This is a genomic window from Photobacterium rosenbergii, assembly GCF_003026455.1.
In the GTDB taxonomy this organism is placed as follows: domain Bacteria; phylum Pseudomonadota; class Gammaproteobacteria; order Enterobacterales; family Vibrionaceae; genus Photobacterium; species Photobacterium rosenbergii.
Genome location: NZ_PYMB01000002.1, coordinates 340,354 through 353,320, shown reverse-complemented (window position 1 = coordinate 353,320; position 12,967 = coordinate 340,354). Strand labels below are relative to the sequence as shown.

Here is a 12,967-nt window from a genome sequence, read left to right as displayed (position 1 = left end):
GACAAGTTATTCATTTTATTGTGTTGTGATGTTATCAACACGGCTAAAAAGCACCAGAAGGTTTTGCCTATCGCAGTGATAGGTAAAACCTTCAGTTGGTCACATTTTAGTCGATAATGAGAACAGTGCCTTTTGGGCGCCTCATTATGTATGAGAAGCACATAACATCCCAGCTACATTTGTCTGGTAATACCACCTATGACAAGGCAACTAATTGCTTTGTATACTCTTGTTGCGGCTCACTAAACAAAGATTGGGTTTCCCCCTGCTCTACCACCTGCCCTTGGCGAAGCACCAGAGTGTAATGGCAAAGCGACTTTACAACATGGAGGTCATGGCTAATAAAGAGGTAGGTTAAGTTATACTTTTGCTGCAAGTCTTTCAGCAATGTAAGCACCTGAAATTGAACGGTTCTATCTAACGAAGAGGTTGGTTCATCCAACAGGATAAACGATGGTTTGAGCACAAGGGCGCGGGCAATAGCAATACGCTGGCGCTGGCCTCCCGAGAATTCATTCGGGTAACGGTGGCGAGTTTCGGGGTCGAGTTCCACATCGCGCATCACATCACAAATGACCTTATCTTCTTGCTCTGGCGTTAGGTTTTGGTGCACTTTCAATCCCTCACCAATAATTTGCGCCACCGACATTCTTGGGTTCAAGGCTGAAAACGGGTCTTGGAAAACAACTTGCATCTTGCTGCGTATGGGCAACATTTGTTTACGATTAAACGCCGAGATGTCTTCACCCCGATATAAAATTTCACCCGTACTTTCCAGTAGTTTGAGAATTGCCATTCCCGTTGTCGACTTGCCCGAACCGCTCTCTCCCACCAGACCGACACTGTGGCCTGTACGGAGTAAAAAGCTCACATCGGTCACTGCCTTGATATGATCTTTGACTCGCTTTAACACGCCGCCTTTTACCGGGAACCAAACTCTTAAATCTTTTACCTCAAACATCGGTGTCGCCGCCATATCAACGGGAACCGGCTCACCGCTCGGATCGGAGTTGATCAGCTTGATGGTATAGGGATCTTGTGGGCGCTCAAACACTTCGGTCATGGTGTTGGTTTCGACCAAACGTCCCATCTGCATTACCGCGACACGATCGGCAATTTTGCGCACAATACTCAAGTCATGGGTAATAAACAGCATGGCCATGCCCATTTCGCGTTGCAGATCTTTAAGCAAATCCAATATTTGTGCCTGAACCGAAACATCTAAAGCCGTTGTCGGCTCATCGGCTATTAGCAGTTCCGGCTCATTGATAAGTGCCATTGCAATCATCACCCGCTGGCGCTCACCACCGGACAGTTCATGGGGGTAGGATTCCAACCTTTTTTCAGGATTTCTTATCCCAACTTTCTGCAACCACTCCAGCGCTTTTTTCTGTGCCTCCCGCTGGCGCGTACCCCGGTGGATAGCCAGAATTTCACAAAGTTGGCGGCCAATTTTATGCAGTGGGTTCAAGGACATCATTGGCTCTTGGAAAATCATCCCGATACGGTTGCCTCGCAAGCCACGCATTTCACGTTCACTACAGCGCATCATATCGATGCCGTCATAATGAATGTGCCCACTGAGATAATGGGTGGACGATTTCGGTAACAGGCGCAATATCGCATTCGCCGTAACAGACTTACCCGAGCCACTCTCCCCCACCAGCGCAAGGGTTTCCCCGCGTTTAATATCCAAACTGACGTTATAAGTCACTTGGTTAACTGATTTTCCGCTCTGAAAGCCCACCGAGAGGTTTTCGATAGTAATAATAGGCTGTGACATGGTTACCTCTGATGGTGGGGATCGAATGCATCACGCACAGCTTCACCGACAAACACCAGCAAGCTCAGCATGATTGAAAGGACAACGAAAGCAGACAAACCCAACCATGGGGCTTGCAGGTTAGTTTTACCCTGAGCCAATAGCTCACCCAATGACGGGGAGCCTGCCGGTAAACCGAAACCAAGGAAATCCAGTGAGGTCAAAGTGGTAACCGAACCGCTAAGAATAAACGGCATCATAGTCAATGACGCCACCATGGCATTAGGCAACATATGGCGCAGCATGATTCGCCCATCACCGACCCCCATTGCCTGCGCAGCCCTGACATAATCGAGGTTCCGGCAACGAAGGAACTCAGCGCGAACCACACCGACCAACCCCATCCAACTGAACAGCACCATAATGCCAAGCAGCCACCAGAAATTAGGCTCAACGAAACTGGAGAGGATGATTAGCAGGAACAGGGTCGGCATACCCGACCATACTTCGATAAAACGCTGGCCAAACAAATCAACCCAGCCACCGTAGTAGCCCTGACTAGCCCCAACAATAACCCCAATCACAGTGGAAATAATCGTCAAAGCAAAGCCAAACAGTACCGATATTCGAAAACCATAAATGATCCGGGCCAACACATCGCGCCCCTTATCATCGGTACCCAACCAGTTGACACTATCCGGCGGCGACGGGGCCGGGCCAGACAAGTTGTAGTTAATGGTATCGTAACTAAAGCGGATCAACGGCCAAATCATAAAACCGTCAGCCTCAATCAAGTCCGCCACATAAGGGTCGGTATAATCGGCTTCAGCATCAAACTCACCACCAAACTCGGTTTCTGAGTAAGGGGTGACAATGGGGAAATACCACTGCGATTCAAACTGGATCACCAGCGGTTTGTCATTGGCAACCAGTTCGGCGAACAAGCTGAAGAAAAACAGGATCGAGAAGATCCACAATGACCAATAGCCCCGCTTATGAGCGCGGAACCTCGCCCAACGTTCCTTGGTTAATGGGTTAAGTTTCACTAACGTGCCTCAAAATCTATCCGTGGATCGACCAATGTATAGGTAATATCCGAAATAATGTTCAGCAACAGCCCCAGTAGCGTCATGATGTACAAAGAGCTAAATACCACTGGGTAATCTCGCTGTATGGTCGACTCAAACCCTAACAATCCTATCCCTTCGAGTGAGAACATCACCTCTATCAGCATCGCACCGGTAAAGAAGATACTGATGAATGCCGCCGGGAAACCCGCGATAATAATCAGCATGGCATTGCGAAAAACATGGCGATACAAAATGCTGCGCTCATCTAGCCCCTTGGCGCGAGCTGTCACTACGTACTGCTTATTGATTTCATCGAGGAAGGCGTTTTTGGTTAGCATGGTCAAAGTGGCAAAACCGCCAATCACCATCGCCAGAATAGGCAAGGTTAGGTGCCAAAAATAATCAATAATCTGCTGGTACCAGTTCAGTTGGTCAAAATTGGACGACACCAATCCCCGCAATGGGAACCAACTGAAATAATTGCCACTGGCAAAGAAGATAATCAACAAAATTGCGAACAAGAACCCGGGAATCGCATAGCCAACGATCACCACCGCACTACTCCAAACATCGAACCGCGAGCCGTGTTTGATGGCTTTGGCGATTCCGAGCGGAATCGAAACCAGATAGATGATCAGGGTGCTCCAAAGCCCTAGTGAGATAGAGACTGGCAAGCGATCAATGATCAAGTCGATCACATTGCCGCCTTTGAACAGGCTCTCGCCAAAGTTGAAGGTGGCATAATCCTTGAGCATATCGAAATAACGCTCTAGCAGCGGCTTATCGAAGCCGAACTGCTTCTTGATCGCCTCAACCACTTCGGGATCTAACCCGCGTGAACCCCGATAGCCGGAGCCATTTTCAGAGGGCTCCAACGAACCGACCTCCTGGCCGCCTCCGGTGAAACGCTCCATAATACCTGAGCTATGGCCTTCAAGTTGAGCAACGGCCTGTTCAACCGGGCCACCTGGCGCAATCTGGATAACAAAGAAGTTGATGGTGATGATCGCCCATAGCGTGGGGATCACCAACAACAAACGCCGAATAATATATGCCGACATAATTACCGCCGCTTCTCAGGCAACTTGGCCGCTTTTTCGTTATCAATCCACCAGGTATCCCTGCCCAGAGAGTATTTTGGACGAACATCCGGACGAGAGAATTTATCCCAGCTGGAAACCCGGAACATACTGATGTGCCATTGTGGGATCACGTAAAAATTCCACTGTAATACCCTGTCGAGTGCCCGGCCAAGACTTAGCAGCTTATCCGGGTTTTCTTGGTTTTCGGCAATTTGCTCGGTCAGGTAATCTATCGCAGGATCTTTAACCCCTGCAGTGTTGTAGGTACTGTCGATAAAGTTGCTGTTCCAGGCAATCATCAAGTTCGGGCTCGGGTAAGGGTTCGCCCCGTAACCTGCCGACACCATGTCGAAATCCCTGTCCCGCAGGCGTTTGATGTACTGGGTGGTATCAACAGTTCGCAAACGCATATCTATACCCAGTAACTTCAGGTTCTTCTGAAGGGGAATAGCCAAGCGCTCAGTGGTCGGGCTATACATCAACAACTCAAAGGTAAAGGCTTCCCCCGTCTCGACGTTGGTCATCACCTTGTTCTGCACTTCCCATCCGGCTTCTTTCATCAAAGCGAGCGCTTTGCGAAGTTGAACCCGGATACGGCCCGAGCCATCAGATACTGGCGGTTGGTATTCTTCGGTAAATACCCTTGCTGGAACTTTGTCTTTCACCGGGGCAAGAACAGCCACTTCATCTTCGGAAGGCAAGCCTTTGGCTTCATAATCGGTATTTTGGAAATAGCTGCGACTGCGGGTGTACTGGTTGTAGAACAGGCTCTTGTTCATCCACTCGAAGTCCATGGCGTAAGACAGCGCTTCGCGTACTTTAGGGTCGCTGAAATAGCTACGCTCTGTATTGAACACAAATGCCTGCATCGATTGGGGAATTTGGTGTGGGATCTCTTCCTTTATAATGTATCCCTTATCAAAATTCGGGCCTTGGTACATCGTTGCCCAGAACTTGGCAACGTTCTCTTCGCGTATATCATATTCACCGGCTTTGAACGCTTCCAAGGTGACGGTTTCATCCCGGTAATAATCGTACTTGATCGTCTGGAAGTTGTTCCGGCCGACATTAACCGGCAAATCTTTCGCCCAATAATCTTTCACCAAGGTATAGGTGACACTTTGGCCAGACTTGTAATCGGAAATCTTATAGGCACTACTGCCGACAGGCGGGGTGTTAATCGGTTCGCTTAAATTCTTATCTTTCCAGTAATGCTCAGGCAATACGTTCATGCCCTGCACTAACGCCAACAACACTTCCCGGTTAGGCTCTGCCATTTCGATTCGTGCCGTTCGCTCCGATTTTGCTGTCACCGATTTGACGTCTTTGAAGTAGACCTTGTATTGAGCGACCCCTTCCTTCATGAATTTATCAAAGGTAAATGCGACATCAGCGGCGGTGATCGGCTCACCATCATGGAATTTGGCATTAGGGTTAATGTCCACTTCCATCCAGGAGAAATCTTCCGGATAACGAACCTTTTCAGCAATGAGGGGATAATAGCTGTCAATTTCATCTTCTGAGGACACAAACAAGGTGTCATAAATTGCCTCACTACCCGCCGCCGAAACACCCCGAGAGGCAAAGCGGTTGAAACTGTCAAAGGTGCCGACCTGAGCGTAGGTCACCTGCCCACCTTTGGGCGCATCAGGATTGACGTAGTCAAAATGGGTGAAGTCAGCGGGATACTTGGCTGCTCCAAACCCGACCAAAGAGCGGCTTTCAATTACTTCACCAGCCGATACGGAACCGGCAATGACCATCGCCACCAGCAACGATGAGACGCTTTTGTACATCTAGGCCTCCATGCAAAAATCTGTTTCAGACGATACTTACTGGCACCATCTTACTCGTTGAATTAGATGAAATTATTTTGTGGTATATGTTTACGATAGGACACTAATGACAAATGAACAACCACTCAATAGCCAATATGAAAACCTGTGATCACTTGCGACAAGCTATTGAAGCCGTTAATATCGCCCGCTTTCAGGTTTACGGACCGCAATCTCATCTACATTTGTCAGGATCACCCTATGTCAAAGTTCTTCTATAAAGGCCGCATTGAGAAAAAACCAAAGCACGAGAGCTACGGCTTTAATACCAAGCAAGCCAAGAAGTTAGGCACTGAAGTCAACCCGCTTGAACTTATTGTGAATAGCGATGAGAAAAAAGCTGAAGTCGAAGCACAGCTAGAACAGCACCAAATCGTTGCCACGATTACGGTTAATCCAGAAGCAGAAGAAAATCTGGTTGAGCTGGAAACATTGATCAACAAACCTAAGACGACAGTATTTGAGAAAACCCCAAACCGTAATGACCCATGTTCATGCGGAAGCGGTAAAAAGTACAAGAAGTGCTGCGGCTAAGCTTAAACCCTGACTTTTTTGCGAGAAAACGTATAATCTCGCGCTGTTGTAAAATTTCGGAAAGATACAAGTTATGAGCAAAGGTTACGCCTGTGTTGGGCTATTCAATCCCAAAACCCCTGAAAATGTTGGTTCTGTCATGCGTGCCGCTGGCTGCTATGGCGTCAATAGTGTGTTTTACACAGGTACGCGCTATGACCTTGCTAAGAAATTTTGCACCGACACCAAAAACACAGTTCGTGATATTCCACTGATCGGGGTTGAAGACCTGAAAGATATTATCCCTCATGACTGTGTGCCAGTGGCGGTTGATTTGATTGAAGGCGCAAAGCCCCTTCCGGAGTATAAGCACCCCCAGCGCGCGTTTTATATCTTTGGCCCTGAAGACGGTACGTTGAAGAAAGAAATTACCAACTTTTGCCGTGAGACCATTTATGTCCCAACGAATGGTTGCATGAACCTTGCCGCAGCGGTCAATGTCATCCTTTATGACCGTATGGCCAAAGGTGAAGGGTTCTCAAACCACTAAGGCCAGAGACCTAGATACGCTAGAACATTAATGGGGGACAGTTTCTGTGCCCCATTTTTCTATCATCTCCCTAAGCTCAGCGCTTTGGTAAGGCTTGCAGAGAATATCGTCCATTCCCGCTGTAAAGCACTCTTCCCGCTCTGCTTTAGTGGTCCCAGCAGTTAAAGCAATGATAGGTTTGTTATATCCTGTGCTGCGCAAACGCTCAGTTGTTGCATAACCATCAAGCACCGGCATTCGACAATCCATCAGGACAATATCAAAATCCTGCTGCTCAAGTATTTCTAGTGCTTTCTGGCCGTTATCGGCAATCGCCGGCGTAATGCCGAACTTACCTAGCATCAACTTGATGATCATCTGGTTGGTTTTCAAATCTTCTACAACCAAGATAGACAGGTCATCAATAGATGCTGCACCGCCCAATTGACCTTTATTTTCATCAACCGTGACCTGATTGATTTCCAGCGGCAAAGTCACCGTAAAGGTTGTGCCTCGGCCATCTTCGCTATCAACGTCGATCCAACCTTTCATTTGCTCAGCCAGCTTTTTACAAATAGCCAAGCCCAACCCTGTTCCCTCGTGTTGGCGGTTACTGGAGTTATCCACTTGGGTAAACGGTTGGAATAAGGTAGCGATTTTATCTTTGGGGATCCCACAACCTGAATCGCGCACCATAAACCTCAGCGCCTCATCTTGCCACCCAATAGTGACCGACACGTATCCCTGCTGGGTGAACTTTATGGCGTTACCAATTAAGTTGACGAAGATTTGCTTGATACGGTCTTCATCCCCCAGCAACCACTGTGGCGTATCCGGCATGAAATGAATCGAAAAATCTAACTGCTTTTCATTGGCGGGATGCTGGAAAATATCTTTGAGCATATTGGTCATCAAGCGACTATCGAAAGGCTTAATGGCTAACTCCATCATCCCTGCATTGATCTTGCTGTAATCAAGCAAGTCGTTGATGATCGCCCGTAGCAATTCTCCTGAGTGATGAAGCGTCGACAACAAACCGCTCTGGTGGTTATCCAATTGGGTATCAGATAAAAGCTCTGCAGTACCCAGCAAGCCATTCAACGGCGTTCGCAGTTCATGGTTTATCATTGCCAAAAAGTCACGGGTTGATTTCTCCGACTCCTCAGCAGACTTTCTAGCCCGGATAGCATCTTCAAGCTTTAACTGGCGGTCAATCGACGTACGCAGCATTTCACCGATTAGGTTCATATGCTTACGGATAGTGGTATGCCACTCCCTTCTCTCATCGATACGGGTAACCAAATAACCGGTTACCGCCGAGTTACTCAGAGAAAACCAATGTAGCTGATGCCCTTCGTCCCAATGCTCACCAATCGTATCCAACTTGGCGGGAGGCGTGCATTTCTCATCGATTTCAGAGCAATACGTAATATTAAGAGCAGGCGTTGATTGACAGCTTATCTTAACCGCGCAAGCACTTACCGCATGGCTGGAAATCAAAGCATCAAGCAATTCTTTGATAATGCCAAAGGAAGGTTGGTATTTAAGGAACGTATGCCCGAAGCGAAGCAGTAAGTTATCCATCTTCTGCTGGTATGAAAGAAAATCCGACCCGCTGGCGACTTGATCTCGCATCTGTTCGAGGTTCTGCTCTACCAACTGTTTGGTCTGATAGAGCTCTAAACTTTTTGACTCCAGTAACGTTTCAGCCATTTTCCTTGCTTCACGCTCCCGGTCAATTTTCTTTTGCATCAAAGCAACTTGGCGTTCCAAATCCATGCGTTCAAGGCCCATAGTTACCCCGCATTAAGGGTCAGCGTAAACCGGACATGGCTCTGGTCTTGGTTGACAGGCTCCATCTCGATATCCATCTCTTCGTTGAAGTGCTGGACACAACCACGGATCAAGCCTAGGCAGACATGGGAAAAACAACGTGCGGATATATAGTCGAGCACCATCTTGGCTGAGGTTTGTGATATGAAATCGAACTGCGGTGGATTGGCATTGGGATAAAGCTTTTTCACTTCAATATGAATGTGTCGCTCTACCCTTTCAATGAAGCTGAAAGTACCTGTTGGTTTATCACCGTTACCGAGTGGCATGGTCGTTAACAAACGTGTAAATAATGCCTCGCCATAGACTTCTTGTAGCGCTTCAGGAGATACACCTGTAATTTTACTCAAACAGACAATCATCTTCACCAAAACCCGGTGATCATAACTACCCACTGCCGTGTAGATCCCATCAACCCCGGCATCATCAAGCATCTGCTGGCATACCTCTAAACCAAAGCGATTTTCAACGATATCGAGAAACTCGGTAAAAATAATTCCTTTCATAGACTTAATCTCCCTTTGCCCATGATTTGAGTATGGGAAACGAATGGCTTGTGGTCAAAATTATTGCAACTAATTTCATTAGATATAACCCCAAGCCCTTTACCTCAGTCTTTTTCAGTAAAAGGTTGTAACCACGCTATTGCGAAAGGTTGGAAGTAGCATTATTTTGTGGTCAATTATCATAAGTCTAAGCACCCCATGAAACGTAACACCCTTTTTTCCTTCCTTTATATAGCAAGTACATTATCCAGCTCAGCCGCCTTTGCAGGCTCGATGCCTTCCGGTAACTATGAGGACGGTAAAATGAAATCTTTTTCCTGTCAGTTCTGTCATGGCCAAACGGGTGTGGCCAAAAAGAATGGTTACCCACATATCAACAACCAAAACGCCCTATACCTTTATAACTCCATGAAAGCGTATCAAAAAGGTGAGCGTACCGGCGTATATGGCAACATGATGAAGCAACAACTTTCCGTTCTCACTGACCAAGATTTGGCAGACATTGCTATCTATTTTTCCGAGCAACCATAATGTAACAACCTATGCTCGACTGTCAGGGAATTTACCCTAAGCCACTGGTAGCTTTTAGCGTTTACTACTAGAATTAAGCGGATTTGGTGGCATGTCGGCTGCCATTTTTGCATTAGCATCGTTCACATTCAGTGAACAATGAGCAGGTAAATGATCACAATGTGTGTCTCAAAAGCCCGTTGTCAAAGCGTAATTTGACAGTGATTGATGAAACATAATGTGTTATTACATGCAGCTCCTGTGGGTTTATTGAGCGTTTACGCCAGAAAACCTGAAAAGACGGAGCAAAAACAAGCAAATGTTCATTTTATCTTAAATGAGCTATGTAATGTTTGTTGGAATCAGTGATATACTCCCCCACCGAATAGTGACACTAATTGTTTATAGAGAAAAACAATGGCAGATTTATCTAAATACAGAAACATTGGTATTTTCGCGCACGTTGATGCGGGTAAAACCACTACTACTGAGCGTATCCTTAAGCTTACTGGTCAGATCCACAAGACTGGTGAAGTACACGACGGCGAATCAACTACTGACTTCATGGAGCAGGAAGCTGAGCGTGGTATTACAATCCAGTCTGCAGCAGTTAGCTGTTTCTGGAACGGCCACCGCCTAAACGTTATCGATACTCCTGGACACGTTGACTTCACAGTTGAAGTATACCGTTCTCTTAAAGTTCTTGACGGTGGTATCGGTGTATTCTGTGGTTCTGGTGGTGTTGAGCCTCAGTCAGAAACTAACTGGCGTTACGCGAACGAATCAGAAGTATCTCGTCTGATCTTCGTTAACAAACTAGACCGTATGGGCGCTGACTTCTTCAACGTTGTTGATCAGGTTAAGAACGTTCTTGGTGCTACTCCGCTAGTAATGGTTCTTCCAATCGGTCGTGAAGACGACTTCGTTGGTGTTGTAGACCTACTAAGCCGTAAAGCGTACGTTTGGGATGAGACTGGTCTTCCAGAAAACTACACAATCCAAGACGTTCCAGCTGACATGGTAGACGACGTTGAAGCTTACCGTGAAGAGCTAATCGAAACTGCTGTTGAGCAGGACGATGACCTAATGGAAGCTTACATGGAAGGTGAAGAGCCTTCTATCGAAGACATCAAGCGTTGTATCCGTAAAGGTACTCGTGACATCGCGTTCTTCCCAACTTTCTGTGGTTCTGCGTTCAAGAACAAGGGTATGCAGCTTATCCTTGACGCTGTTGTAGATTACCTACCATCTCCAACAGAAGTTGATCCTCAGCCGCTAACAGACAAAGAAACTGGTGAGCCAACTGGTGAAGTTGCAACTGTTTCTGCTGATGAGCCACTAAAAGCGCTTGCGTTCAAGATCATGGACGACCGTTTCGGTGCACTAACGTTCATCCGTATCTACTCTGGCCGCATGAAGAAGGGTGACACTATCCTTAACTCTGCGACTGGTAAAACTGAGCGTATCGGCCGTATGGTTGAGATGCAGGCAGATGACCGTAACGAGCTTACTGAAGCACAAGCTGGTGACATCATCGCTGTTGTTGGTATGAAGAACGTTCAAACTGGTCACACTCTATGTGATGTTAAGCACGAGTGTACTCTTGAGCCAATGATCTTCCCAACTCCAGTAATCTCTATCGCAGTAACGCCTAAAGACAAAGGCGGTTCTGAGAAGATGGGTATCGCTATCGGTAAGATGGTTGCAGAAGATCCATCATTCCAGGTTGAAACTGACGAAGAAACTGGCGAAACCATCCTTAAAGGTATGGGTGAGCTTCACCTAGACATCAAGGTTGATATCCTTAAGCGTACTTACGGCGTAGACCTAATCGTTGGTCAGCCACAGGTTGCTTACCGTGAAACTATCACTCAAGCAATTGAAGATAGCTACACGCACAAGAAGCAGTCTGGTGGTTCTGGTCAGTTCGGTAAGATCGACTACCGCATCAAGCCAGGTGAAGTTGGTTCTGGCTTCAAGTTCTCTTCAACTGTTGTTGGCGGTAACGTTCCTAAGGAATTCTGGCCTGCAGTTGAGAAAGGCTTCGAAGGCATGATGGACAACGGTGTCCTAGCTGGCTTCCCAGTTCTTGACGTTGAAGTTGAGCTATTCGACGGTGGTTTCCACGCAGTTGACTCATCAGCAGTAGCATTCGAAATCGCAGCGAAAGGTGCATTCCGTCAGTCTATGCCTAAAGCTGGTGCTCAGCTTCTTGAGCCAATCATGCACGTTGACGTGTTCACTCCAGAAGACCACGTTGGTGACGTAATCGGTGACCTTAACCGTCGTCGCGGCATGATCAAAGACCAGCAAGCTGGTACTACTGGTGTTCGTATTAAAGCAGACGTTCCTCTATCAGAAATGTTCGGCTACATCGGTCACCTACGTACTATGACTTCTGGCCGTGGTCAGTTCTCTATGGAGTTCGCACACTACGCACCATGTCCAGCAAACGTTGCTGAGCAGGTAATCGCAGAAGTTAAAGAGCGCGAAGCTAAGAAGTAATTCTTATCTAAGTAAGCTTTAATTGCTGATAAAACCCGATAGCCTAGCTATCGGGTTTTTTTTGCCTTTTTGAAATCATTTCAACCAAGTAGCGTTAACCCCTTCCCCCTCTTGCTCGCACCGCTTATCATGCTATGACTATTGATAAAGTACTAACTTGATTGAGCGACGACATATGGAAATAACACCACAAGAACGTGAAGCGGTATACAAGACGATTTTCTCAAGGCGCGATGTCCGTGGTGAATTCTTGCCTAATCCCATCCCCGTGAAAGTGCTCAAGCGAGTTCTTAGAGCTGCCCACCATGCGCCAAGTGTCGGTTTCATGCAGCCATGGGACTTTATTGTTGTGACCAACCCTGAGACCAAAAGCAAAATCAAACAAGGTTTTATCGCAGCTCACCAGCAGTCTGCACAGATGTTTGATCAAGAAAAACGCGGGAAATACCAAGCCTTGAAATTAGAAGGGATAGAAGAAGCACCGGTAGGTATCTGCGTAACCTGTGATAGAAACCGTGTAGGTCCGGTGGTACTTGGTAGAACAATCAAGCCTGAAATGGATTTATATAGTGCGGTATGTGCTGTCCAAAACCTATGGTTGGCAGCAAGAGCAGAAAACCTCGGGCTCGGTTGGGTCAGTATCCTCCATGATAATGTACTTAGAGACACGCTCAATATCCCTGAAGATATCGAAATCATTGGCTATCTTTGTCTCGGCTATACCCGTTTCTTTCATGACGAGCCTGAACTTGAAAAGCGAGGTTGGCAGTCTCGCCGCCCGTTAGAGCAAGCCATCCATTACGACAAATGGACTGACTGAAT

The 12,967-nt window shown here is 47.0% G+C and carries 11 protein-coding genes; 5 read left to right on the top strand and 6 right to left on the bottom strand.

Annotated features, from left to right (window positions below):
• Positions 1 to 196: 196 nt before the first annotated feature.
• The 4 genes from yejF to C9J01_RS08580 are packed head-to-tail and all read right to left on the bottom strand — an operon-like array spanning position 197 to position 5,677.
• Positions 197 to 1,783 carry a microcin C ABC transporter ATP-binding protein YejF gene (yejF, locus tag C9J01_RS08595; protein WP_107297725.1) on the bottom strand — a complete coding sequence of 529 codons (1,587 nt, stop codon included), beginning with the start codon at positions 1,781 to 1,783 and terminating at the stop codon, positions 197 to 199.
• Between the two features lie 2 nt (positions 1,784 to 1,785).
• Positions 1,786 to 2,808: an ABC transporter permease gene (locus C9J01_RS08590; RefSeq protein ID WP_107297724.1), complete on the bottom strand. Its 1,023-nt coding sequence runs from the start codon at positions 2,806 to 2,808 to the stop codon at positions 1,786 to 1,788.
• Positions 2,808 to 3,893 (bottom strand): microcin C ABC transporter permease YejB, encoded by a 1,086-nt coding sequence (locus tag C9J01_RS08585; protein WP_107297723.1) that lies wholly within the window; start codon positions 3,891 to 3,893, stop codon positions 2,808 to 2,810. Before C9J01_RS08585 ends, C9J01_RS08590 begins: the two co-directional genes overlap by 1 nt.
• Before the next feature lie 2 nt (positions 3,894 to 3,895).
• Positions 3,896 to 5,677 carry an extracellular solute-binding protein gene (locus C9J01_RS08580; RefSeq protein WP_419686624.1) on the bottom strand — a complete coding sequence of 594 codons (1,782 nt, stop codon included), beginning with the start codon at positions 5,675 to 5,677 and terminating at the stop codon, positions 3,896 to 3,898.
• Positions 5,678 to 5,950: 273 nt separating this feature from the next.
• On the opposite strand from C9J01_RS08580, the gene C9J01_RS08575 reads away from it, so the two are divergent.
• Both C9J01_RS08575 and C9J01_RS08570 read left to right on the top strand, forming a co-directional pair.
• Positions 5,951 to 6,283, top strand: coding sequence for a PBPRA1643 family SWIM/SEC-C metal-binding motif protein (locus C9J01_RS08575; RefSeq protein WP_107297721.1), 333 nt, complete (start codon positions 5,951 to 5,953; stop codon positions 6,281 to 6,283).
• Positions 6,284 to 6,356: 73 nt separating this feature from the next.
• Positions 6,357 to 6,812 carry an RNA methyltransferase gene (locus C9J01_RS08570; RefSeq protein ID WP_107297720.1) on the top strand — a complete coding sequence of 152 codons (456 nt, stop codon included), beginning with the start codon at positions 6,357 to 6,359 and terminating at the stop codon, positions 6,810 to 6,812.
• A 27-nt stretch (positions 6,813 to 6,839) separates the two neighbouring features.
• Here the strand turns inward: C9J01_RS08570 and C9J01_RS08565 are convergent, their stop codons facing one another.
• Positions 6,840 to 8,585, bottom strand: coding sequence for an ATP-binding protein (locus tag C9J01_RS08565; protein WP_237156911.1), 1,746 nt, complete (start codon positions 8,583 to 8,585; stop codon positions 6,840 to 6,842).
• Between the two features lie 2 nt (positions 8,586 to 8,587).
• A complete protein-coding gene (locus C9J01_RS08560) occupies positions 8,588 to 9,130 on the bottom strand; it encodes a heme NO-binding domain-containing protein (protein ID WP_107297719.1) in 543 nt (180 codons plus the stop codon).
• 303 nt (positions 9,131 to 9,433) lie between these two features.
• Here C9J01_RS08560 and C9J01_RS08555 point away from each other — a divergent pair, with 303 nt between their 5' ends.
• The 3 genes from C9J01_RS08555 (at position 9,434) to bluB (ending at position 12,965) form a co-directional block, all read left to right on the top strand.
• Positions 9,434 to 9,661 (top strand): c-type cytochrome, encoded by a 228-nt coding sequence (locus C9J01_RS08555; protein ID WP_336596067.1) that lies wholly within the window; start codon positions 9,434 to 9,436, stop codon positions 9,659 to 9,661.
• A 396-nt stretch (positions 9,662 to 10,057) separates the two neighbouring features.
• On the top strand, positions 10,058 to 12,145 hold the full coding sequence (gene fusA, locus C9J01_RS08550) for an elongation factor G (RefSeq protein ID WP_107297717.1): 2,088 nt from the start codon (positions 10,058 to 10,060) through the stop codon (positions 12,143 to 12,145).
• A gap of 175 nt (positions 12,146 to 12,320) precedes the next feature.
• On the top strand, positions 12,321 to 12,965 hold the full coding sequence (gene bluB / locus C9J01_RS08545; protein WP_107297716.1) for a 5,6-dimethylbenzimidazole synthase: 645 nt from the start codon (positions 12,321 to 12,323) through the stop codon (positions 12,963 to 12,965).
• Positions 12,966 to 12,967 lie beyond the last annotated feature (2 nt).

Bases quoted from the DNA above. Each gene is read 5' to 3' on its own strand.
- yejF (WP_107297725.1), bottom strand. From the start codon at position 1,783: ATGTCACAGCCTATTATTACTATCGAAAACCTCTCGGTGGGCTTTCAG.
- C9J01_RS08585 (WP_107297723.1), bottom strand. From the start codon at position 3,893: ATGTCGGCATATATTATTCGGCGTTTGTTGTTGGTGATCCCCACGCTA.
- C9J01_RS08580 (WP_419686624.1), bottom strand. From the start codon at position 5,677: ATGGTCATTGCCGGTTCCGTATCGGCTGGTGAAGTAATTGAAAGCCGC.
- C9J01_RS08575 (WP_107297721.1), top strand. From the start codon at position 5,951: ATGTCAAAGTTCTTCTATAAAGGCCGCATTGAGAAAAAACCAAAGCAC.
- C9J01_RS08570 (WP_107297720.1), top strand. From the start codon at position 6,357: ATGAGCAAAGGTTACGCCTGTGTTGGGCTATTCAATCCCAAAACCCCT.
- C9J01_RS08565 (WP_237156911.1), bottom strand. From the start codon at position 8,585: ATGGGCCTTGAACGCATGGATTTGGAACGCCAAGTTGCTTTGATGCAA.
- C9J01_RS08560 (WP_107297719.1), bottom strand. From the start codon at position 9,130: ATGAAAGGAATTATTTTTACCGAGTTTCTCGATATCGTTGAAAATCGC.
- C9J01_RS08555 (WP_336596067.1), top strand. From the start codon at position 9,434: ATGAAATCTTTTTCCTGTCAGTTCTGTCATGGCCAAACGGGTGTGGCC.
- fusA (WP_107297717.1), top strand. From the start codon at position 10,058: ATGGCAGATTTATCTAAATACAGAAACATTGGTATTTTCGCGCACGTT.
- bluB (WP_107297716.1), top strand. From the start codon at position 12,321: ATGGAAATAACACCACAAGAACGTGAAGCGGTATACAAGACGATTTTC.